The 22764-nt window shown below is 65.0% G+C and carries 17 protein-coding genes; 12 read left to right on the top strand and 5 right to left on the bottom strand.

Annotated elements, in window-relative coordinates; translation table 11 throughout:
• Positions 1-4 precede the first annotated feature (4 nt).
• The 9 genes from prmC to IU514_RS17455 all read left to right on the top strand — a co-directional run bounded on the left by prmC (position 5) and on the right by IU514_RS17455 (position 13091).
• Positions 5-829 carry a peptide chain release factor N(5)-glutamine methyltransferase gene (gene prmC / locus IU514_RS17495; protein WP_194932431.1) on the top strand — a complete coding sequence of 275 codons (825 nt, stop codon included), beginning with the start codon at positions 5-7 and terminating at the stop codon, positions 827-829.
• Between the two features lie 66 nt (positions 830-895).
• On the top strand, positions 896-1837 hold the full coding sequence (pip, locus tag IU514_RS17490; protein ID WP_194932430.1) for a prolyl aminopeptidase: 942 nt from the start codon (positions 896-898) through the stop codon (positions 1835-1837).
• A gap of 178 nt (positions 1838-2015) precedes the next feature.
• Positions 2016-3428, top strand: coding sequence for a sugar porter family MFS transporter (locus IU514_RS17485; protein ID WP_228760830.1), 1413 nt, complete (start codon positions 2016-2018; stop codon positions 3426-3428).
• Positions 3429-3744: 316 nt separating this feature from the next.
• Positions 3745-6048 carry a glycosyltransferase family 2 protein gene (locus IU514_RS17480; protein WP_194932429.1) on the top strand — a complete coding sequence of 768 codons (2304 nt, stop codon included), beginning with the start codon at positions 3745-3747 and terminating at the stop codon, positions 6046-6048.
• A 15-nt stretch (positions 6049-6063) separates the two neighbouring features.
• The gene (locus IU514_RS17475) at positions 6064-6855 is read left to right on the top strand and encodes an ABC transporter permease (protein ID WP_194932428.1); all 792 of its coding nucleotides are present in this window, start codon (positions 6064-6066) and stop codon (positions 6853-6855) included.
• Positions 6856-6864: 9 nt separating this feature from the next.
• Entirely contained in the window at positions 6865-7992 is a 1128-nt protein-coding gene (locus tag IU514_RS17470; RefSeq protein ID WP_194932427.1) for an ABC transporter ATP-binding protein, read from the top strand.
• A gap of 177 nt (positions 7993-8169) precedes the next feature.
• Complete coding sequence (locus IU514_RS17465) at positions 8170-8571, top strand: hypothetical protein (protein WP_194932426.1); 402 nt, start codon at positions 8170-8172, stop codon at positions 8569-8571.
• A 40-nt stretch (positions 8572-8611) separates the two neighbouring features.
• Positions 8612-11878, top strand: a complete 3267-nt coding sequence (locus tag IU514_RS17460; protein WP_194932425.1) for a glycosyltransferase — start codon at positions 8612-8614, stop codon at positions 11876-11878.
• Between the two features lies 1 nt (position 11879).
• Entirely contained in the window at positions 11880-13091 is a 1212-nt protein-coding gene (locus tag IU514_RS17455) for a hypothetical protein (RefSeq protein WP_194932424.1), read from the top strand.
• 87 nt (positions 13092-13178) lie between these two features.
• Here the strand turns inward: IU514_RS17455 and IU514_RS17450 are convergent, their stop codons facing one another.
• Entirely contained in the window at positions 13179-13904 is a 726-nt protein-coding gene (locus tag IU514_RS17450) for a class I SAM-dependent methyltransferase (protein ID WP_194932423.1), read from the bottom strand.
• Positions 13905-14508: 604 nt separating this feature from the next.
• On the opposite strand from IU514_RS17450, the gene IU514_RS17445 reads away from it, so the two are divergent.
• Entirely contained in the window at positions 14509-15402 is an 894-nt protein-coding gene (locus IU514_RS17445; protein WP_194932422.1) for a hypothetical protein, read from the top strand.
• Positions 15403-15507: 105 nt separating this feature from the next.
• On the opposite strand, the gene glpK is transcribed toward IU514_RS17445, so the two are convergent.
• The 4 genes from glpK to IU514_RS17425 form a co-directional block, all read right to left on the bottom strand.
• Positions 15508-17004, bottom strand: a complete 1497-nt coding sequence (gene glpK / locus IU514_RS17440) for a glycerol kinase GlpK (protein WP_194932421.1) — start codon at positions 17002-17004, stop codon at positions 15508-15510.
• A gap of 74 nt (positions 17005-17078) precedes the next feature.
• Positions 17079-17633, bottom strand: a complete 555-nt coding sequence (locus IU514_RS17435; RefSeq protein ID WP_194932420.1) for an NUDIX hydrolase — start codon at positions 17631-17633, stop codon at positions 17079-17081.
• An 82-nt stretch (positions 17634-17715) separates the two neighbouring features.
• Positions 17716-18648, bottom strand: a complete 933-nt coding sequence (locus IU514_RS17430; RefSeq protein ID WP_194932419.1) for a 5'-3' exonuclease — start codon at positions 18646-18648, stop codon at positions 17716-17718.
• Positions 18645-19217 carry a nitroreductase family protein gene (locus tag IU514_RS17425; RefSeq protein ID WP_324187862.1) on the bottom strand — a complete coding sequence of 191 codons (573 nt, stop codon included), beginning with the start codon at positions 19215-19217 and terminating at the stop codon, positions 18645-18647. The genes IU514_RS17430 and IU514_RS17425 overlap by 4 nt, the downstream gene beginning before the upstream one ends.
• Before the next feature lie 125 nt (positions 19218-19342).
• Here IU514_RS17425 and IU514_RS17420 point away from each other — a divergent pair, with 125 nt between their 5' ends.
• Positions 19343-21520 (top strand): DUF1631 family protein, encoded by a 2178-nt coding sequence (locus IU514_RS17420; RefSeq protein WP_228760829.1) that lies wholly within the window; start codon positions 19343-19345, stop codon positions 21518-21520.
• Positions 21521-21595: 75 nt separating this feature from the next.
• Positions 21596-22717 carry an NAD(P) transhydrogenase subunit alpha gene (locus tag IU514_RS17415; RefSeq protein ID WP_194932416.1) on the top strand — a complete coding sequence of 374 codons (1122 nt, stop codon included), beginning with the start codon at positions 21596-21598 and terminating at the stop codon, positions 22715-22717.
• Positions 22718-22764 lie beyond the last annotated feature (47 nt).

Genomic DNA, 22764 nt, shown 5'->3' with positions numbered 1-22764 from the left:
TCCCATGGAATCGATCGCGGCGGTGCTGCGCGCGGCCCGGCGAAGGGTGGATCCGGCCGATGCCGAGCTGCTGCTGGCGCACGTCCTGCAGCGCTCGCGCACCTGGCTTTTCTCCCATGCCGACGACGCGATGCCTTCCGGGCCGGCCGAGGCGTTTGAGACGCTGGTGCAGCGCCGCGAGGCCGGCGAACCGGTGGCCTACCTGACCGGCCGCCGCGGGTTCTGGCGCTTCGACCTGCGCGTCACTCCGGCCACATTGATTCCGAGGCCGGAAACCGAACGCCTCGTCGAGCTGGCGCTGGAGCGGATCCCGGCGAACGCCGCCATTGCACTGGCCGATCTCGGCACCGGGAGCGGCGCCATCGCGCTCGCATTGGCCAGCGAACGCCCGCGTGCGCAGGTGGTGGCGACCGACGCCAGTAGCGAGGCGCTGGTAGTGGCCGAAGGCAACGCCCGAGATCTGAAGCTGGGCAACGTCGAGTTCCGCCATGGCGACTGGCTGGCGCCGCTGGATGGCGAACGCTACGCGTTGATCGCCAGCAACCCGCCGTACATCGCCGAGGACGACGAACATCTGGGGCAGGGAGACCTGCGCCACGAGCCGCCCGGCGCACTCGCTTCGGGGCGCGACGGCCTCGACGCGATCCGCATCATTGCCAGGGATGCGCTCATGCACATCGAGCCCGGCGGCTGGCTGCTGCTCGAGCACGGTTGGGATCAGGGCGACGCCGTGCGCGCGATCCTGGAGGCGGCCGGCTGGACCGAGGTATCGACGCAACCCGACCTCGAACAACGCGACCGGGTGACGCTGGGACGTGCGCCTGCATGACGTTGCCTCACCGCAATATGACGCGGCGCCGTTAGACTTTTCTGATCTTCTCCCCGGGATTCCGCGATGCGCCAGCTCTACCCCGAGATCGAACCCTTCGACACCGGCACGCTGAAGGTCGACGATCGCCACACCCTGTACTACGAGCAGTGCGGCAATCCGAAGGGCAAGCCGGTCGTGATCCTTCACGGCGGTCCGGGCGGCGGCTGCAGCCCGAAGATGCGCCGTTTCCACGATCCGGCGAAGTACCGCATCGTGCTGTTCGACCAGCGCGGCGCCGGCCGCTCGACGCCGCATGCCGACCTCGTCGACAACACCACCTGGCACCTGGTCGCCGACATCGAGCAACTGCGCAGCAAGCTCGGCATCGAGCGCTGGCAGGTGTTCGGCGGTTCGTGGGGTTCGACGCTCGCGCTCGCGTATGCCCAGAAGCATCCCAAGCGAGTCACCGAGCTGGTGCTGCGCGGCATCTTCATGCTGCGCCGCTGGGAGCTGGAATGGTTCTACCAGGAAGGCGCGAACCGCCTGTTCCCCGATGCCTGGGAGCACTACATCAACGCGATTCCGCCGGTCGAACGCCACGACCTGATCAGCGCATTCCATCGCCGCCTGACGTCGGAGGACGAAACCGCGCGCCTGGCCGCGGCCAAGGCGTGGAGCGTGTGGGAAGGCGCGACCAGCTTCCTGCACATCGATCCGGATTTCGCCGCCAGCCACGAGGATCCGTACTTCGCGCTGGCGTTCGCGCGCATCGAGAACCACTACTTCGTCAACAGCGGATTCTTCGAGGCCGATGACCAGCTGCTGCGCGACGCGCCCCGCATCGCCGACATCCCCGGCGTGATCGTGCACGGCCGCTATGACGTCGTGTGCCCGGTGCAGAACGCCTGGGACCTGAAGAAGGCCTGGCCGAAGGGCGACCTGGTGATCACGCCCGCCTCGGGCCATTCGGCGTTCGAAGTGGAGAACATCGACGCATTGATCAGCGCCACCGACCGCTTCGCCTGAGCGAAAGGGCGCGGAACAAAACCCTCTTCCGCCTGTGGGAGAGGGGTTGGGTGAGGGCCGTGGGCTGGAGCAGCCGGCGGCTGCATACGTATTCAAGCCGCTGGTGGTCCGGGCGGCCGCACAATCGATCGCATCAAGGCACCGGCACATTGCCGGTGCCCACCTTGGGAGGGGTGCGATGAGCATGGTGACCGGGATTGAGCAACAGCACGCCACGTCGCGCGTGGTGCTGATTTCGCTGGCGGCCGCGATGGGCGGCTTCTTGTTCGGCTTCGACACGGCCGTGATCAACGGCGCGGTCGATGCGGTACGTGGCAGCTTCGCGCTGGATGCGACGCGGATCGGCTTCGCGGTTTCGATCGCACTGCTGGGTTCGGCGCTTGGCGCCTGGTACGCGGGCCCGCTCGCCGACCGCTGGGGTCGCGTGCGGACGATGCAGATCGCGGCGACGGTACTGGCCGTCAGTGCGGTCGGCTCCGGCCTGGTGGTGGGCGTGTGGGACCTGATGCTGTGGCGCCTCGTCGGCGGCATCGGCGTCGGTGTGGCGTCGGTGATCGCGCCGGCCTACATCGCCGAGGTCTCGCCGGCGCACGTGCGCGGACGCCTTGGCTCGCTGCAGCAGCTCGCCATCGTGCTCGGCATCTTCATGGCGCTGCTCAGCGACGCTTGGCTCGCCGGCATCGCCGGCGGCGCCGCCAAGCCGCTGTGGCTGGGGCTGGAAGCGTGGCGCTGGATGTTCCTGGTGGCGACCGTGCCGGCGCTGGTCTACGGCGCGCTGGTCTTCGGCATGCCGGAGTCGCCGCGCCATCTGGTCGCCAAGGGGCGTTTGGATGAAGCACGCGGCGTGCTGCGCCAGGTGCTGGGACTGAACAGTCAGGCGCTGATCGACCAGAAGGTCGACGACATCGCCCACAGCCTGCGCAGCGAGTACCAGCCGCGGCTCCGCGACCTTCGCGGCCCGCGCGGGCTGCTGCCGGTGGTCTGGGTGGGCATCCTGCTGTCGGTGTTCCAGCAGGCGGTCGGCATCAACGTCATCTTCTATTACTCGTCGACGCTGTGGCATTCGGTCGGCTTCAGCGAGGCCGATGCCTTCACGATCACCGTCGTGACCTCGGTGGTGAACGTGCTGGTCACGCTGCTGGCGATCGCGCTGGTCGACAAGGTGGGCCGCAAACCGCTGCTAGCGATCGGTTCCGCCGGCATGACCGTCACGCTGGCGCTGATGGCGTTGTGTTTCTCCAAGGCCACCGGCACCGGTGCCGCGCTGTCGCTGCCCGAGCCCTGGAACATGGTCGCGCTGGTCGCCGCCAACGCCTACGTCATCTTCTTCGGCCTGAGCTGGGGCCCGATGGTGTGGGTGCTGCTGGGCGAGATGTTCCCCAACCGCATCCGCGCGATCGCGCTGGCGGTGGCGGCCTCGGCGCAGTGGCTGGCCAACTTCGCCATCACCAGCAGCTTCCCGGCCCTGGCCGAGATCGGCCTGACCTTCGCCTACGGGTTGTACGCGACCTTCGCCCTGCTTTCGCTGGGCTTCGTCCTGTACGCGGTCCGCGAGACCAAGGGCGTGGAGCTCGAAGACATGCCGGGCTGAGGCCGGCCGGCTCCCCTGCGCGGCCCGTCGGCCGCGCAGTTTTGGCCGCAGGCGTGCCTCGGCGGCCACTTTGCCTCTTTTGGCTGAACGGGGGTGTGACGCAGGCCCGGCAAGGGCAAAAAGCCGACGCGACACCTCATGCACATGGCGGAAATTTGACAGCTCTAGAAGAAGCCCCCAATTTTGTGACTTCTGTAACTATTGGCTGCCATTGGGAATGCGCCTTCGAAGGGGCGCCGTGGCAACCGAATCTCGGGTAAGTGGTGCGCGGCTTGCAGGAGCTGGCGCGGGGCGGCTTTTTTTCAAGGATGCGGGTGTGCTGGGGAGGTTTAGGGGGATCGGACTGGAGCTGCATGCGCAGAACCAGCTCCGAATCGACGATGCTGCAAGGGGAGCCGGGCGCTATGAGTCGCTGGGTGAGGACCCGCAGTTCGATGTCCGGGTAGCGGGCGGCGTAGGCCGACTCGCCGCTGGTTGGTACCTGCTCACCGGGCACTGCCAGGTCAAGGACGGCGAAATCATCGCCCCATGCTTCTATCCCGACTATGGCGAAGGGCAGTCCGAAGCGACCCGCATCGACCTTGCCGAGCCAGACAGTGAAGGCCGTCTGCGCTCGCTGGTGCTGATCAAGCGCCGGCTGCGCATGCTGCGCCTGGACCCGACGATCCACCGGGCAACCTTCGAGATCTCCGGCCTGCGTCTGCGGCGGATCTCCCGCCCTCAAGCGATGCTGGAGATGCTGCGTGGCATAGGACGCAGCCCTTGTCGCAGCGCTGACGCGAAGCCGGCGCTCGCCGCGTTCCTGCGCCAGGCGTTCCGAGGCCGCCTGTCGGCGGGGGCGGACATGCTGCATCGCCGTTACCTCGAAGCGCAGCGCGAGACCGATCGCGGCTACCAGCAGTGGACCGCACTCTTCGGAGCGCGAGCGGGCATGCGGCGCACCTTCGAGCGTGCCCAGGCGCTGTCCCGTCATCCTGTCATCTCGATCGTGGTGCCGGTGCACAACACGCCGCCGGCGCTGTTGCACAGCTGCATCGACAGCGTGCTTTCGCAAAGCTACCCGCACTGGCAGCTTTGCATCGTCGACGACGTGTCGTCGCACGCGCCTGTCCGCGAACTCCTCGCCCAGTACGCGCAGAAGGACGCCCGCATCCAGGTGCGCTACCGCACCGAGCACGGCCATATCTGTGCATCCAGCAACGACGCCATCGCCATGGCGGAGGGCGAGTACGTCGGTTTCCTCGACCATGACGACGAGCTATCGCCAGACGCGCTGTACGAAGTCGCCAAGGCGCTGCATGAGCACCCGGATGCGCACCTGATCTATTCCGACGAGGACAAGATCGACGAGGCGGGCAGGCGCTTCGATCCGCACTTCAAGCCGGCCTGGAATCCGGACCTGCTGCGTGCACTGAACTACGTCTGCCACTTCACCGTGATCAGGGCCGACCTGGTGCGGCGCGTGCGCGGGCTGCGCGCCGGCTTCGAAGGCGCCCAGGACCACGATCTGGTACTGCGCTGCACGGAGCATCTGCAGCGCGAGCAGATCGTGCACATCCCCAAGGTGCTCTATCACTGGCGCGCCATCCCCGGCTCGACCGCGATGGGCGTATCAAACAAGCCCTACGCCCTGGAGGCGGGCCGCCGCGCGGTCGAGGAGCATTACACCCGGATCGGACGCCCCTGTAGGGTCGAGATCACGGCGGATGGGCACTACCGAGGCCAGTGGCTCGCGTCGGCGGATACGCCGAAGGTCAGCATCATCATCCCGACGCGGGACAAGGTCGAACTGCTGCGCACCTGCATCGACAGCATCTTCGAGAAGACCACCTATCCGGACTATGACCTGGTGGTGGTCGACAACGGGTCGATCGAGGCCGATGCCAAGGCCTACCTCGAGCAGTTGCGCGGGCACGAGCGGGTGACGGTGCTCGACTACGCAGCACCGTTCAACTACTCGGCCATCATCAACCATGCGGTGGCGCGAACCACTGCCGATATCGTCTGCCTGTTGAACAACGATATCGAGGTCATCACGCCGCAGTGGCTCGATCACCTCGCGGCGCATGCCGCGCGGCCGGAAGTGGGCGTCGTCGGCGCGATGCTGTACTACCCCAACGACACCATCCAGCACGCAGGCGTCGTGCTCGGAATCGGCGGCGTGGCCGGCCACGTGCACGCACGGATGGAGCGCGGGACAGGCGGCTATATCGGCCGCGCTGGCGTCACCCACAACCTGACGGCGGTGACCGGCGCCTGCATGGTGATGAGGCGCTCGGTATTCGATGAGGTCGAAGGCATGGATGAGAGCCTGCCCGTGGCCTTCAACGACGTCGACCTGTGCATCCGCATCCATAAGCGCGGTTATGACAACGTCTGGACTCCCCAGTCGGAGCTCTATCACCACGAGTCCGCCAGCCGCGGGATCGAGGACACACCGGAGAAGCAGGCCCGCTTCGCGCTCGAGGCTGACCGGATGAAGCGCAAATGGGGCGAGTACCTGCGTCACGATCCCGCCTACAACCCCAATCTGTCGCTCGACAGTTGTTCTTTCGATCTGGCATTTCCTCCGCGCAACCTGTCCAGCCGCCACACCGGCCTTTCCACTCAGGCCCAGTAACAAGGTTCACCCGCGATGAGTCACCTGTTCCAACACCTCGCCGAGAGCTTCCGGCGTCCCGATCACTGGGTCTACGCCAGCAGGCTGGACACCATCACCAAATACCGTAAGACGCATCTGGGCATCCTCTGGATGCTGGTGCCGACCGCGATCTACATCTGGGGCATCGGCGGCTACCTCGGCGCGCTGCAGCCGGGCATCGACATGCAGCGTTTCCTGGCGCACGTGGCGGTGGGATTTGTCGTGTTCCGTTTCGTCATGACGGTGTTCACGGATGCCACGGGCGTCTTCAGCACCTACCAGTCATACATCTACGACGGCAACATGCGCCTGACCGATTTCGTGCTGCGCCTCGTCAGCCGGTCGTTCTACTATTTCGTCATCGCCCAGCCCCTGCTCGCGCTGGCCGTGCTGGCTTCACCCGACTTCCACTGGGGCGGGGTCCCCGGCTCGCTGATCGGCCTGGCCGTGCTGATGGTGAACCTGTTCTTCTATTCGATCGTCCTCGGCCTGATCGGTGCGCGCTTCCCCGACGTCAGCGAGCTGATGGGCAGCATCATGATGGCGGCCTTCCTGATCACGCCGATCGTCTGGTATCCGGACGCGGCTCCCGCGGGAACCCTGCGCGGCGCGTTGATGCGGGCGAATCCTTTCCATCACCTGGTGGCGGGCATCCGCTCGCCGCTCCTTGGCGAGACGATCGAGCCGGTGACCGTGTACTACCTGGCGGCGATGACCGTCGTGGGCCTGGTTGCAGCCGCAATCGCGTATCGCGTCTTCGCCCGGCGCGTCCCGCTCTGGCTCTGAGGTGCCGACATGACCGTATATCTTCGTGCCGACTCGGTGACCCTGGAACTTCCGCTGGATGTCCAGCGCGTCGATGACAGTGGGCATTCCACGGGGTTGAAGGCTTCACTGGGTGGAACGTCGCGCACCTATCGCGATGTCTTGAAGAACATCACCTTCTCCGCGGAGGAGGGCGACCGCATCGGCATCCTGGGCCTCAATGGCGCCGGCAAGACGACCTTGCTGCGCGTGCTCAATGGCGCGTTCCCGCCGACGCTGGGCAAGGTCGAGCGGAGCGGGTCGACGCAGTCGCTGCTCAATGCGACGCTGGGGTTCGCCGAGTACGCCACCGTCACCGAGAACGTCATCCTTCGCGGCACCGCCATGGGGCTGCGCCGGCGTCAACTCGAGGCCGCGTTGCCGGGCATCCTGGAGTTTGCAGGTCTCGTCGATCGGGCGGCTCACCGCCTGCACACGCTGTCGTCCGGCCAGCGCATGCGCCTGGGTTTCGCCATTTCCACCGCGATTCAGCCGGACATCCTGTTGATGGATGAGTGGCTGGCCACGGGCGACGCCGCATTCATCCAGCGGGCCCAGGAGCGGATGTCCGATCGCGTCAATGGCAGCCAGATCGTCGTGTTGGCGAGTCACAACACCGGCCTCATCCGCAAGCTTTGCAACAAAGTGATCGTGCTGGAGAGCGGCCGGGCAGTCTTTGTTGGCGATGCGGCAGCGGGACTGGAGTGCTACCGCGACATGGTCGCCAACGCCAGCGCGGAACTGCGCTTGTACCTCGCCCAGAACGATCCGTTGCTGTTCGGCGAAACGGTCGGCGTCGTCGAGCGCGTGATTCGCCAGGGTTCGACATTGCTTGTCGAAGGCTGGGCAGTGAGCGACAGGGGCCGGGAAGCCGGCATCGTCCACGTGGAAGTGGCGGGGACTCCCTTCGCTTTCGAGAAGTTCGAGCGCAAGGATCGCGACGATGTCAGGCGCTACACGGGACGCAGCGGCAACTTCGGCTTTGCTGTTGAAGTGCCGGTGGCGGAGAGTGCCGACATCATGCCGCTGCCCGCGAAGGTGATCGTCAGCGTTGGCGAGGCCAAGGGACAGTTGGGTGCGCCGTTGCGTTACGTGGCAACGGGCGAGTTTGTAGCGTGATGGTCGCGACCATGTACGAACTGGGCTCAACAGGGGGGGGCTCGCATGGCAAAACATAAGAAAGCCCGCATCCGGAGGAGTGGTTCGGTTAGGCCGGCCGACCTACGAGCGGAATCGAACGGATCGCATTGCGTTCCAGGTCAGTCATGCCTTGCATGGAGCAATGATGGCGTCGGTGTGTTGCAGCATCCAGCGCACTGCCTGGCCTGCGACGAGCTGGCCGCGCAGCTCAGCGCGGTTCGTGAGTCAGCCGAGGCGTTCGGCAAGAATGTGCTCGACCAGAAGAAGGAACTCGAAGCTCGCATTGCGCGCCGCGACGCGGACATCAAAAGCCTGACCACGGCCCTTCTGGATCTGCGCAGGCAGCTCGCGGAAACCAACGAGCTGGTGCTTACGCGGCAGCATGAGCGGAACCTACTCGCAAGCGAAAAGGCTGGCCTCGAAGCATTGGTTTCCCAGCAAGAGCACGCAGCTCGAGATGCCAATTTGCAACTTGGGCTCGTGCGCGCTTCGCGTTCGTGGAGGCTGACAGCGCCGCTACGTACTTTTGTTCATCTGGCGCGCCGTGTGCTTGCGTGACCGAACCAACATGGTCTTGGGGTAAGTGGTGGATACACACATGACGGTCGCGGACCGCGAATCGCTGGCAGGTTCGAGTCTGTTCGACGAACGCTGGTATCTGGAGCAGTATCCGGAAGTTGCGGAGCTTCAGATGTCGCCGTTGGAACATTACCTGTCCATTGGTGCGGACCTCGGGCGTGATCCCGGGCCGGGCTTCTCGACTAACTATTACCTGTCTGCCTATCCTGACGTAGCGAAGGATGGGGTGAATCCCCTGCTTCACTATGTAAAGCACGGATGCCACGAAGGAAGGAGTGTGCAGCCACGTGGCGCGGAGGCGTTCGCGCGCGACGTCGACATCGTAGTGCCTGTATACAACGCGCTGGACGATCTGGCGCTCTGCCTCGATGCATTGGTGCGTCACGGCGATGGCTATCGGACACGCGTCATAGTCGTCAATGACGGTTCAGGGGCGGAAACCACGAAGTGGCTCCGGGAGTTTCGCGACGCACATAAGGATGTGATTGCGCTGGTTGAGCATGAGGTCAATCGTGGCTACACCCGCGCGGTCAATACTGGTTTGCGCCACTCCGACAGCGCCTATGTCATCACGCTCAATAGCGACACCATAGTCACTCCGGGTTGGCTGGCCGGTCTCATCAGGTGCGCGCGCAGCAGCGAGCGCATTGGCATCGTGGGCGCGCTTTCCAACGCGGCTACCTGGCAAAGCGTGCCCGAGCTTTTCGACTACACGGGTGCGTTCGCGATCAATGAACTGATCGATGGGGTGACGCCCGACGGCATGGCCAGGATCGTGGCCGAGGTCGCTGACAGAAACTATCCTCGGGTCAATTTCATCAATGGCTTCTGTTTCCTGATCAAGAGGGAGGTCGTTGAAGCAATTGGGGTCATGGACGAACAAGCGTTCCCTGAAGGGTATGGCGAGGAAAACGACTACTGCATTCGCGCTGCTGATGCTGGCTACGAGCTTGCGATCGCGGTCGACTCGTACGTGTACCACGCTAAGTCCAAGAGCTTCGGGCATGAGCGCAGGCGAGCGCTGTCCAAGCGGGGGGCGGAGGCGCTGGCCAGGAAGCACACGGCCCAGCGTGTCGCCGCTCTGGTGGCCGATACACGGTGCAAGGTGCCCCTTGAGCGCATCAGGCAACGCATCCGACACAGGCTTGCTCGCCACGAAGTGGCTCCGGTCGATCCGCTTTCACTTCGCATTGTCTTCCTGCTACCGGTCAAGGGGGGGAGTGGTGGTGCTCATTCGGTCGTGCAGGAGGTGGCCGGGCTCCGGCGGCTTGGCGTGAATGCCAAGGTCGCAGTTCGCGCGACCCTGGTCGGCAGCTTCCTGGCTCAGTACGCGGAACTGGAGGATGCGGAGCAGTGCTTCGTCGGTTTTGACGAGGCATCCCTGCCCGCCTTGGCGGACGACGCGGACATCCTGGTTGCGACCATCTTCACTTCAGTGACGAAGGTGCGCGATTTGTGCTCAACGCGCCCCTGGGTGCTTCCTGCGTACTACGTGCAGGATTACGAACCCCTGTTCTTCGAGCCTGCGACGGATCATTGGCATGCCGCGCGGGCTTCCTACACCGCGTTGCCTTCCGGGCTGCTCTTTGCCAAGACCCATTGGATCTGCGAGCAGGTTGAGAACCATCATGGGGTGAAAGTCAATAAAGTGCTGCCGAGCATCGACCACGCAGTGTACAAGCCGGTTCCGCGTGGCGTTTCGGGGAGGAGCTCGGTCCGCGTATCCGCGATGATCCGACCTCAGACTCCAAGGCGGGGGGCTGCTCGCACCATGCGCGTGCTCAAGCGCCTGGTGGCGCAGTTTGGCCACGGCGTCTCGGTGAACGTCTTTGGCTGTGAGTCGGATTCGTCGCACTGGGGGGGGCTTGAGGCGGATTTCGCATTCACGAACCACGGAACGCTCAAGCGTGAGGAAGTGGCAAGTGTGCTTTCCGCTTCAGATGTGTTCATTGACCTGTCCGACTATCAAGCCTTCGGACGCACCGCGCTGGAGGCCATGGCGTGTGGCGCGGTTTCGGTAGTTCCGTGTCATGGCGGAGCCGACGAGTATGCCGTGGACGGTGTCAATGCAATCGTGGTGGATCCGTTCGATGAGAACGAGTGCGCCAAGCAGATAGAAGCGGTAGTGGGCAATCCGCCGCGCCTTGCAAGCTTGAAGGTAGCTGCCATGGCGAAGGCGTCCGAGTACTCGATTCACCGTGCCGCCATGAGCGAGCTGGCCGTGTTCGCCTCTGCTGTCGCTGAGCATCGTATGCGCAACAAGGTGAAGCCGAGGCGGACGGTCCATGTCCTCCCTGCCATCAATCCGGACGGTTCGATCAGCGTTCGCTCCGAGGCCACCACGCTGCTCCCTCTAATGAGCCCCGAGGTGATGCGGCGGTGGAGGGTAAATGTAGTTCGTGACGCGCTGCCTGAGGCACAGCCGGGTGAGGCAGTTGTGTTGTCGTGGCCGCGACATGACATGGGGCCCGAGCTGGAGGGGTGGGTTCAACGTACCGCCCAGGCGGGCGCTTCTGTCGTCCTTGACGTCACGACGTCACTGACGGGCGCAGGTTCGTGCATCGACGTCGCCGTGCCGCCTGCGAATGCGCACGTGCCGGAACGCGTTAGACGCCATGTCACTTGCGTGGTGATTGGCGATGGGACGGATGAAACGCTTTTTGCTTGGTGCGATCAGGTGAAGCGCCGACCATGCGGCTTGGCGCCGCAACTATGGTTTCCTTCCAAGCAGCCGAAGAAAGTATCTGATAAGACGGGAAATGGACGGCTGAAGATCGGATTCCTCGGAACGCTTGGCACGCAGAGCATGCAGTTGCTCAAGGCAGCCCTGCAGGTAATCGAGAGGGAGCACGGCGCCAAGGTGCAAGTTGAGGTAATTGGTGCGTTCCAGTCTGGCCCGGTAGAGTTTGGCGCTCGGGTTGGGTTGCCGAGACGTCGTGATTACCTGGGCTTTGTCGACTGGCTGCATCGACGTGTGGATTGGGATATTTGTTTACTGCCTTGCGGGGATGATCCTGTCGCAAGGACAGCGTTCCTCGAGGTTGCAGCGCTGGGCAGCGCCATCGTCTGTTCACGGAGCGCAGCGCTCGAGGGGCTGGCTCGTGACGGGAAGAACTGTTTGATGGCTGGAGATCAGCCATTGGAGTGGGCGAGTGCCATTGGCCGTCTGATTGATGAGTCGAAACTGCGCTCTAACCTCGCCAATGCGGCATTACTTGACTCGAAGCGTGAGTGCGTCGATGGAGCGCCGGCTGGCGAGTTCGTGAACTTCTTTGAGGGCTTGTAGCGTGTCAGACGTTCTCAAATCGTGTGTTGAGTCGGGTGGCGTTCCGGACCTGTTGTTCTTCGCCTACGCGGACTCCCGCTACGCGTGCTTCGTTGTTCCCTACATCCACTTCGCACTGCGGAACAATCCGGGATCCGTTGTTGAGATCTGCGTAGATGATATTGATGTCTTCTACGAGCGTTCAGCAGTGGCGCTTCAAGAGTTGGGCCGAGTTTACCCTGGACGTTTTGTTGTTCGGCAATCCGAAGTGGTTCGCGAGTCTGACAGGATTATCCCGAATACGATTCGTTTCGTAGAGCCGCCGACGTTAGAAGCGAAGAACATTTACATCGGCGATATTGATTTGCTCGTGTTTGACAATGTCCTCGATGTTCACGTCAAGTACATGGCTGATGGTGCGTTGCCATTCAGTAATGTGTTGCGTCAGGAACATGTCGCCTCTGCTCGACCGAGGCTGTCCGGTCTGCACTTTTGTCCTTTCGAGCTCTACTACCCCATTGCCGACATCTCGGACTTGGATTTGTCCAAGGAGAACGATGAGTTCGTTCTCTATGAGTTGATGCGCCGCAAAGGTGTAATGGTGGCCCCGTCTTTCCAGGAAAGACCGGAGTGCGGAATCCATATGTCATTGAGCAGGGACCCGCTTGGCCGGACTACGGGAGGGGCGCTCGCGACATATCGCCTTGGTGGAGGGCGGTGGGGAGGCGAGCAGTACTATCCGACCCTTCTTCAGCAGATTCGCGAACCTGATTTCATTGCCTTGTATCCACATTTGGAGCTTGAGTTCAGGCTCCTGCTGGCTACGTTGGAAGCGCTGGCGACCGACAGTTCCCAGCTGTTGCACCGAACTGCCTTGAATTACATGGTCGATAAGAGGCTGATGGTCTCTGGCGAGACGGTGGTTTTGAGGGATGCGTTCGCAGAGCGTGATGCATTGATAGCGGATTCAAAATTGACGGAGGCATTCGAGCTGGGATTGAAGCTTTGTGTGCTTTGGTCAAATCGAGTTGACGTCTGGTTCAAGCATGCTTGGTTATGCATGAGCACCGGCCGTGTTACGGAGGCGGTTGCAGCCCTGCATCACTTGACTGAGCTCCCGGGCGGGATTGCGCTTCTTCGGCGAACGACGTTTGTGCAGACCAATCGAGATCGAATTGCCTTGGTGGGGGCTCCGGGCAGGCGCATCGTCGACACCGTGTGCTCCGCCGAGTAATGACACGGAGTCTGTGGGTTAATTAAGCAAAAGGGCTGCCCGAGCAGCCCTTTTGCTTGATGCTGCGTGCCCCCAGCGCGGGGTGGGCTACACCGTTAGAACTGCCACTGATTGGCCGAGGTAGCCACTTCCGTTCATCTCTGATCCATTGTCCCAGCGCACGACCCTGTCCAACTGGATATGCGGCAGATGTCCGTCATGCATCTCGGCGACCTTCAAGTCGAGATGTTTGGCGAAGGCATGGATCATGTCCCGGTCCATGAACTGGTTCAGTACCTTGTCCTGGCGTTCGTCCTTCACTGAGTTCTCGAAGATGAACCAGTGCGAGGGCAGGCGGAACTCCAGGAACGAGAACACGATCTTGCCGCCCGGCTTCAGCACCCGCTTGGCTTCCTGCAGGTAGCGGTAGGTTTCTTCGTGCTGCAGGTGGGTGAACACCGAGAAGAAGGTGACGAAATCCGCTGAGGCATCCGGCTCCGGAATGGACGTGCCCGGTGCGGAGTAGAAGCGCCAGTCGTCCCGGTTGCACAGCCGTTGCGCGTATTCGTAGAGCTCGGGCACCACGTCGATGCCGACGTAGGGGCCGGTCAGGTAATCCTTCAGCTGCACGGCCAGACGACCACTGCCGCAGCCTACGTCGATGACGTTGTGGCCTGGCTCCAGGCCCAGTTGCCTGAGCAGGCAGAACTCCAGCACGCCCACCGCCTCGAAGTCGCCGCCCACCGCCAACGACATGGCGCGGGATTCGTCGTGCGCCTCGAGTAATTCCTTGCTTTGCTTCAGGTAACTGGTGAGGAAGTGGGGGAGTTTCATTCTTCGTTATGGGTTGGCGAGCGGCGCGGGGCGATGACGCGAGCCGGAGCGGGCCCACATGCGCGCAATGATCTCATCCGGCCTTTCTGCTGGCGATGGCCGGATGCGGGCTTTGGCGACATTTCGTCGGGCGATGCAGTGCCCGTCACCCACAGTGTGTCCTCCGTCCCACAATGGAATGTTGGTCGAAGGCCGCCTCTGCCTCCGCTCTTGACGTGATAGCTGCGTGATGAAGCTGCGCTTCATTTGCCGTTCGACGGCGCCGGACAACCGCTCGGAATCGCACTGGCCGACCGAACGTTGAGCCAGCGTTGGTCCCTGCAGGGATCTTTCGCTGACTTACCGGAGGGTGGCCATGGCTACCTGTGCTGCGGCGGGCGCTTCGTGGCTGTCGCTGGCGATGGTTTGTGTCGCTGCCTCTGGTTGCGGCGGGGGCGGCGGCGGGCGGGGCAAGCCTGCGCCGCAGAAGAACGTGGCTGTTACGACGTCCGCACCGCCACCGCCGGTGAGCCAGCCACCGCCCGCTCCGCCTCCGGCTCCAACGCCACCGCCACCCGCAGTACCGACAGGGCGCGAGTTCGACAACGGCGTCATCCGGATCCGGATGAACGACTACGCGCCGATCATCACCAGCATGTGGGTGATGGGACGGCTGGCGGTTCCGCACGACAACATCGGTGCGGACTTCCAGATGGCCACTCGAAGCAGCAAGGGCGACGCCTACAACCCGACGCAGGGCGGCGACTGCCGGGGAAATCCCTCGATCCTGCGTTCGGTTTCGGATTGGAATGGCATCGTGCCGGGCGCGAGCGCGCCCTACGGCATCCAGCTTGAAATCGACCCGCGCAATTACAACGAGCCGGTGCATCCCGGTTGCCTCGGAGAAGGCGCGATCCTTCTTTACGACATGAAGTTCGGCGTGACGCTGGGCGATGGTCTGACCGCGCCGAAAGAGTTGATGGTGCTGGATATGTCGATACGCAAGGAGCCTGGCAGCCCGGCGGAGGATATCGTCAAAGGCTTGTCCGAACTCCCCGTCATCTATCTCGACAACAGCATCTTCCGGTACGCGTACTACAGTGTGGATACGCAGCCTGCCGATGGCCTGGTTTTCCTGCCGATGCAGGGATCGTCCGCATCGGGTCCTACCCATGACACGCGGGCGTGGCCGGTGTTGACCAACTACTACATCGCCGAGCCCGCGCGACTGATCATGCTGTGCGACAGGAGTGATGCCCTGCAGTCCCCGCGGACGGCAACCTGCGTTGCGATCTATTCGCATGAAGGTGCGAAGGTCGAGGCCAGCCATCGCATCGGCGCGAAGTACGACCTGACATTGATCACGGCCATCAACCGCGACGACGTCAATCCGGTGATATCCGACTACGAGTTCCACACGCAGCGCAGGCTCGTAGCAGTCGGCAGTCCGGACACCGTGACGGCGGCGATCGCGTGGGCGGAAGCGAACCTGGCGGCGTCGGACTGGAAGCGTTGGTGATGCAGTTCAAGGCTGCGTGGTGGGCATGCTCTGCAGCCCCGAGTGCGCAGCCACCAGCCGGCCCGTAGCTTCCTTCGTGTTCGCTTGTCGCTGCGGTGTGGCTGGTTACGTCTGGTTGCGGACTCGGTTCACCGCGTCCAGCCAGCCGCGATACAACTGCGCCTGCCTTTCGGGATCCATCTGCGGTGCGAACGCGCGCTCGCATCGCCATAGCACTGCGATGTCGTCGAGGCTGCGGAACAGGCCCTGCTTCAGCCCCGCCAGGTAGGCCGCACCGAGAGCGGTGGTTTCGGTGATGCGGGGGCGCTCGACGGTCACGCCCAGCACGTTGGCGAGTGCCTGCGCCATCCAGTTGTTGTTGACCATGCCGCCGTCGATCCGCAGGGTCGTGATGGGGCTGGTGCCGTCGGCGTTCATCGCCTCGAGCAGGTCGCGTGTCTGGAAACACGCCGATTGAAGCCCCGCCGCCACGATTTCGGCAATGCCGGTTTCGCGGGTCAACCCGAAGATCGCGCCGCGTGCCTTCGGGTCCCAGTAGGGCGCGCCGAGGCCGGTGAAGGCGGGGACGAGGTACACGCCGCAGGTTTCGCCGGCCTGGCCCGCGAGCGCTTCGGTTTCACCGGCGTGATGGATCAGTTTCAGGCCGTCGCGAAGCCACTGTATGGCGGCGCCTGCGACGAAGATGCTGCCTTCCAGCGCGTAGGTGGTGCGGCCGTCGAGGCGGTAACCGACTGTGGTGATCAGACGATTGCGCGACCGCACCGGACTCGTGCCGGTGTTCATCATGACGAAGCAGCCCGTGCCGTAGGTGCTTTTGGCCATGCCTGGATGAAAACAGGCCTGTCCGATCATCGCGGCCTGCTGGTCGCCGGCCATGCCGGTGATCGGTATCGCGGCGCCCAGCAGTCCCGGTTCGCTGACGCCGAACTCCGCGGCGCAATCGAGCACCTCCGGCAACAGCGATGCCGGGATGTCCAGCAACGCGAGCAGGTCCGGATCCCATTGCTGCGTGTGGATGTTGAAGAGCAATGTCCTCGATGCGTTGGTCGCATCGGTGCGGTGCACCTTGCCGCCCGTCAGTCGCCAGAGCAGGAACGTGTCGATGGTGCCGAAGCGGAGGCCGCCTTCTTTCGCGCGTTGTCGAGCACCGGGCACGTTCTCGAGCAGCCAGTGCAGCTTGGTGGCCGAGAAGTAGGGGTCGAGCAGCAATCCGGTCTTGTCGATGACCGCGGCTTCGTGGCCTTCCGATTTCAGCCGCGTGCAGTCATCGGCCGTGCGGCGGTCCTGCCAGACGATCGCGCGGTGAAGCAGCCGCCCGGTGCCGGCATCCCAGAGCAGCGTGGTCTCGCGCTGATTGGTGATGCCGATGGCCAGGACGTCTTCGGCATCGATGCCGGCAGTCGCGATCGCTTCCCGGCACACGTCGATCGTGCTCGCCCAGATCTCGTCGCCGTCCTGTTCGACCCAGCCGTCATGGGGGAAATACTGCTGGATCTCGCGTTGCGCGGCTGCCACGACCTGCCCGAGCGCGTCGAATACGATGGCGCGCGTGCTGGTGGTTCCGCTGTCGATGGCGAGCAGGAAGCGCGGCCTGGCATGCATGTCCGGGCAGGTTCACTTCATCGGGCGATGCCCGTTCCAACGTGCTGCGCATGGCGCAGCCGGACAAGGTGGGGTCAGTCCGCCTTCGACCCGTCCGGGTTGTGCTCGATCATCCACAGGCCCGCCCAAAGCTTCAGGTCGAGTTCGAAGCCTTCGCGCTGCTTCTGCATCAGCCAGGCCGGGGCCTGTTCGCGCGCGACTTCGTGGACGGTGATGTCCTCGTTGTCGACGCCGCCGCCCTGGCCGACCCGGGTGAGGTCGCGGGCACGCACGAACGCGATGCGCTCGTTGCTCATGCCGGCGGAGGTGGGGCCGATCAGCAGTACTTCGACGCGGGCCGCCGACCAGCCGGTTTCCTCGATCAGCTCACGCTGCGCGGCAGCCTCCAGCGTGTCGCTGGCGTGGTCGTCGCCGACCAGGCCGGCTGGCATTTCGATGGTGCGCGCGCCCAGCGGAATGCGGTGCTGCTCGACGAACACGACTTTGTCGTCCGGAGTGACGGCGATGATGATCACCGCCATGCCGTCGCCGTGGGTGCGCTCCACGTACTCCCAGCGCCCGCGGCGAACCATGCGCAGCCAGGGGCCGTCGTAGAGCGTTTCCATCGGTTCGTGGGCGTCGTGGTTCATCGTGTTTCCGGAATCCGGTGTTTTCCCGATGCTACGCCGGAACGATGACGTCGCGAAGTAAACAGGCGAAGCCGCGGGTACATCAGCCGGGCAGGGCGATGCCGCCCGCCTCGAGCAGGCGGCGCCGCGTCATCGGACCGAAACGCAGCGATTCGCACAGTGCCTGCAGTCCCGCACCGTCGGCGTTGCCGCGGACGAAGCGGTTCTCGGCATTGGCCAGCGGCGCATCCAGCGCGATCGTCGTCAGGCGCCGGCACAACAGGGCCTGCTCGCGGTGCTGGCGCAGCTTGGCTGCGGTGCTGGCGGCGCCGCGCAGGCGCAGGAACGGCACTTCCTCGACCCGCTGCAGCAGCGCGTCCAGCGTGCCGAAATGGGCGAGCAGGGCGGCAGCGGTCTTGGCGCCGATGCCGGGCACGCCCGGGATGTTGTCGATCGCGTCCCCGGTCAGCGCCAGGTAGTCGGCGATCTGGTGCGCGTGGACGCCGTGGCGCTCGGGCACGCCGGCCGCGCCCCAGCGCTGTGCGCGGGCGTAATCCCATTGTTCGTCATGCTCGCCCAGCAACTGCGAGAGATCCTTGTCGGCCGAGACGATCACCGAGCGGAAGCCGTGCGGCCGCAGGGCATGGACGGCGCTGCCGATCAGGTCGTCGGCTTCGTACTGGCTGTCGGCCAGCACGCTCAGGCCCAATGCGACGCACAGCGCGCGGCAATGCGTGAACTGGCGCCTGAGTTCCTCCGGCGCCGATTCGCGGTTGGCCTTGTACGCCGGATAGATCTCGTTGCGGAAGCAACTGTCGAGCGCCTCGTCGAAGGCGATGGCGATGTGCTGCGGCCGGGCGCGGTCGAGCAGTTCCAGCAGGAAACGCGCGAAGCCGTGCACGGCGTTGGTCGGCCAGCCTTCCACGTCGTGGAACTCGTTGGGCATCGAGTGCCAGGCGCGGAATACGTACATGCTGGCGTCGACCACATACAGCGTGGCGGTCGGACGCGTCACGGGGGCGTTGCCGTCGCTCATGCGGGCGACCATTCGCTCAGCAGGTCTGCCGGGTCGGGTCGTTCGCGCTCCGGGGCGTCCAGCTTTGGCGTTCCGATATGGACGAAGCCGACGACGCGCTCGTGCTCCTGCAGTCCCATCCAGCCGGCCACTTCCGGGTCGTAGGCGAGCCAGCCGGTCAGCCAGATCGCACCGAAGCCCATCGCCTGCGCGGCCTGAAGCAGCGCGAAGCACACGCAGGACGCGCTGGAGAAGCGCTCGGACTCGGGGATCTTCTCGTCGGGGCCGAGCTTGGCAATGACCGCCACTACCAATGGTGCGTGCGAGAAGCGCATGCGGTCCTTCTCGATCACCGCCTCGCTGGCGTTGGGGTCGCGCTGAAGGGCGCGGGCCGCCAGGCGCTCGCCGAACTCGTGTCGGGCTTGGCCGCTGAAGCGCAGGAAACGGAACGGCACGCGCTTGCCATGGTCGGGCACGCGTACCGCCGAGCGCAGCATGCGCATCAGGGTGGCGTCGTCGGGGCCGGGTTCGCCGAGCTGTTTCGGGGGGATCGAGCGGCGGGCGTCGAGGTAAGAAAGGGCTTCGTTCACGGAGTCAGGTGGCTTCAAATTTTTTGGGTGATACTCGTCACAGATCTGATCTTGTGCGTACCAAACCTGACCTATCTTGCCACTATGCTGCAGACGCAGTCGAAAAGCGCTCAAGCGCGTCACTCATGGGGACATTGACAGTGTCAGGCCAACCGCTCGGCGTCATTCACGCCACGCGCACTGAACCGTTGCGCGTGCTTGAGGAGATGAAGCGTCTTGCTGTGGAGCAGCTGGGCTCGATCCCCAGCGGCCTGTACACCCCCATCGAGCATGCGCTCAACGAGTCGGCGATCCGGGCCGGTACTCCTGGCGCGCGCCGGACCGAGCTGGCGTCATTGTTGACCCTCCGCCAGCACAGCGCCACCTATGTCATGCGTTTCCGCCAGCAGGTGGCCCAGGGCTTCGACGATTTCCGGGCGCTGCGCATCCGCCACCGCGGCGATCTGCCGATGGGGCTGGTCGCCGAGAACCAGCTGGAGTTCCACCTGTCGGGCCAGCGCCTGGCCGAGGCGATCGACCAGCGCTACTCGCGCCCCCTGGAAATGATGGAGGGGCGGCTGGAGGCCCTGGCCAACGCGCTGGACGTGCCCCACATCTCCAACCCGATCGGCGCCAGCCGCCTCGCCGGTGCCTTCATCGAGACCTTCCGCGACGCCGAGTTGAGCGAGTCGTTGCGGCCGATGATGTTCCGCCAGTACGAGCAGGAGCTGGCGCGCGTCCTCGGCGACCTCTACGGCCGCGTCAACACCCTGCTGGCGACGGCGGGTTACGGCATGGTCGAAACCTCGTCGCGGCCGAAGCAGGCCCCGGCGACTCCCGCGCCGGCGGCTCCCGAGGACAGGACCGCAGCGTCGGACGCCCAGATCCTGGCCGAGTTCAACCAGCTGCGCGACATGCTGCATGTCTGGCGCGAAGGCCTGGTCCAGGGCGAGCCGCTGACCGCCGAGAATGCGCCGCAGCGCACGCTGCCTCCGCGCCGCGAACTGCGCGTGGATGAAGTGGTCAGCGTCGCTTCGCTGCTGCAGTCGGAGCCGCCCGACGTGTTCGCGCGTGCGCTGGCCGGTAGCGGTCTGCTCGGCGACGCGATCCGCGACCATCTCAGCGACGGCGCCCGGCGCCTGGGCATCAATCCCGACCAGACCCGCCTCAGCGTCGCCGAGGAAGACGCAATCGACCTGGTGGCGATGCTGTTCGAATCGCTGTTCCGCACCCACTCGCTGCTCGACCGTGCGCGCCGCCTGTACGCGCGCCTCGTGCTGCCGTACGTCAAGGTCGCGCTGACCGATCATTCGCTGTTCGCGTCGCGCGAACATCCGGCGCGCCGCCTGCTCGATGCGATCACCGAAGCCTGCGAAGGCAATTCGGCTGCGACGCCGCAGGACCGCGAGCTGCTGGAACGTGCCGCCGCGGTCGCGCAGCGCATCGTCGCGGACTACAACGAAGACCTGGCGATCTTCGAACTGGCCCATACCGAACTGGACGCGTTGCTCACGCAGCAGCGCCGCCGCGTGGAACTGCAGGAAGAGCGCGCTGCCAAGGCCGCCTTCGGACGCGAACGCCTGTCCGATGCGCGTGCGCGCGCCGACGAGATCGTCAATCACCGCCTCCGGGCGCAGCCGCTGACGCAGGCTGTCGGCGATTTCCTGTCGACGCCGTGGCGCCACCACCTGGTGCAGACGCTGTTGCGCGAGGGGCAGGACGCCGAGCGTCATGCCGAAGCCCTGATGCTGGGCGACGCGCTGGTGGTGGTCGACGAGTTCGCCTCGGATAACCGCGGCCGCGCGGTTGCCGACCGGCTGGTGACGTTGCAGTCGGCGATCGTGCAATGCCTGGCCAGCTCCGGCCTCGACGACAGTGCGTCGGAGCACGGCCTGGCCGGCCTGGTGCATTCGCTGGCCTGGCCCGACGTGACGCGTCGCGTGCACCAGCTGATGCCGGTAAACACCCCTCACGAAGACGAAGCGGGCGAAGAGCGCCGCCTGTGGCTGGCTGGAGGTACCGCGACGATCGCGCACGACCCTGCCCTGGCCGAGCGCATGCGCCGGCTGCTTCCGGGCGAATGGGTGCGCATCACCGACGCGCAGGGCGAAGCGATCGCGGCCAAGGTGGCCTGGGTCAGCCCGCTCACCTCGCGCATGCTGCTGGTGAACCGGCGCGGCATCCGCGTGCTGGTGGCATCGGCGGAAGAACTGGCGGCGCTGGCGGCGCAGGGCCGGGTGAGCGTCGAGGCCGAGCGCACGCCGTTCGATGAAGCCATGCGTCAGGTTCGCCATCGCCTGGGACGCGTCGCCGGCCGTTGCTAGGGCCTGCACGGTAACCGGCCCTAGAGCGCCGCGACCGCATTCGCTAGGATGCGGTGAACCGACGCGGAGCTCAGCATGACGGCAGTCATCACGGTAGGAGTGGCGCGCGAGACCGCGCCGGGCGAGCGTCGCGTGGCGATGACGCCGGAAACCTGCAAGAAACTGGTCGCCCGCGGTGCCCGCGTCGTCATGCAGCGTGACGCGGGACGGCACGCCTCTTTCAGCGACGAGGCCTATACCGACGCCGGCGCGACCCTAGTCGACGACGCGCAGTCCGTGCTGTCGGCCGCCGACCTGCTGCTGTGCGTGCAACCGCCGGATGCGGCCGCGCTGGGCCAGATCCGCGAAGGTGCGGCATTGGTGGGGCTGCTGGCTCCGCAAGCCGATGCGGCGCGTGGCGAAGCGATCGTCGCGCGCAGGCTGGTCGCGTTTCCGCTGGAGCGCCTTCCGCGCACGACGCGCGCGCAGGCGATGGACGTGCTTAGTTCGCAGGCTGGCATGGCCGGCTACAAGGCGGTCCTGATCGCCGCGACGCTGGCACCGCGTTTCTTCCCGATGCTGACCACCGCCGCCGGCACGATCCGGCCGTCGAAGGTGCTGGTCGTCGGCGCCGGCGTGGCGGGCCTGCAGGCGATCGCCACGGCCAAGCGGCTCGGTGCGCAGGTCGAGGGGTTCGACGTGCGTCCGGAAACACGTGAGCAGATCGAATCGCTCGGCGGCCGCTTCCTCGACCTGGGCGTCAGCGCGGCGGGCGAGGGTGGCTATGCGCGGCAGCTGACCGAAGAGGAACGCGCCGAGCAGCAGCGCCGGCTCGGCGAACACCTCAAGGGGATCGACGTCATCGTCTGTACTGCGGCGGTGCCGGGGCGTCCCGCACCGAAGATCATCACCGCGGCGATGGTGGCCGGCATGAAGCCGGGCAGCGTCATCGTCGATCTCGCTGCCGAGACCGGCGGCAACTGCGAGCTGACGCGACCGGGCGACACCATCGAAAGCGACGGCGTCACCGTGGCCGGGCCGCTCAACCTCGCCAGCCAGGGCGCGGTGCACGCCAGCGAGATGTACGCGCGCAACGTGCTGAACTTCGTCAGTCTGCTGCTCGACGACAAGGCCGCCGAGTCGGGTGCGCTTTCCTACGACTGGAACGACGAGCTGCTGGCGAAGACGGTGTGGCCGGAGCGCGCGGCGTCGCAGTGAATGTCGCGCTGCGCGGCGTGCCGCGCAGTCCGGGTTGAGCGGCTCCT

Origin of the sequence: Lysobacter niastensis, assembly GCF_015453285.1 — a bacterium.
Taxonomy (GTDB): domain Bacteria; phylum Pseudomonadota; class Gammaproteobacteria; order Xanthomonadales; family Xanthomonadaceae; genus Lysobacter_J; species Lysobacter_J niastensis.
This window is presented reverse-complemented; position numbering and strand designations above follow the sequence as displayed.

Coding starts and splice junctions, on each gene's coding strand:
- IU514_RS17420 (WP_228760829.1), top strand. CDS start 19,343: ATGGGGACATTGACAGTGTCAGGCCAACCGCTCGGCGTCATTCACGCC.
- IU514_RS17470 (WP_194932427.1), top strand. CDS start 6,865: ATGACCGTATATCTTCGTGCCGACTCGGTGACCCTGGAACTTCCGCTG.
- IU514_RS17460 (WP_194932425.1), top strand. CDS start 8,612: ATGACGGTCGCGGACCGCGAATCGCTGGCAGGTTCGAGTCTGTTCGAC.
- IU514_RS17485 (WP_228760830.1), top strand. CDS start 2,016: ATGAGCATGGTGACCGGGATTGAGCAACAGCACGCCACGTCGCGCGTG.
- glpK (WP_194932421.1), bottom strand. CDS start 17,004: ATGCATGCCAGGCCGCGCTTCCTGCTCGCCATCGACAGCGGAACCACC.
- IU514_RS17475 (WP_194932428.1), top strand. CDS start 6,064: ATGAGTCACCTGTTCCAACACCTCGCCGAGAGCTTCCGGCGTCCCGAT.
- IU514_RS17435 (WP_194932420.1), bottom strand. CDS start 17,633: ATGAACCACGACGCCCACGAACCGATGGAAACGCTCTACGACGGCCCC.
- pip (WP_194932430.1), top strand. CDS start 896: ATGCGCCAGCTCTACCCCGAGATCGAACCCTTCGACACCGGCACGCTG.
- prmC (WP_194932431.1), top strand. CDS start 5: ATGGAATCGATCGCGGCGGTGCTGCGCGCGGCCCGGCGAAGGGTGGAT.
- IU514_RS17430 (WP_194932419.1), bottom strand. CDS start 18,648: ATGAGCGACGGCAACGCCCCCGTGACGCGTCCGACCGCCACGCTGTAT.
- IU514_RS17445 (WP_194932422.1), top strand. CDS start 14,509: ATGAACGACTACGCGCCGATCATCACCAGCATGTGGGTGATGGGACGG.
- IU514_RS17450 (WP_194932423.1), bottom strand. CDS start 13,904: ATGAAACTCCCCCACTTCCTCACCAGTTACCTGAAGCAAAGCAAGGAA.
- IU514_RS17415 (WP_194932416.1), top strand. CDS start 21,596: ATGACGGCAGTCATCACGGTAGGAGTGGCGCGCGAGACCGCGCCGGGC.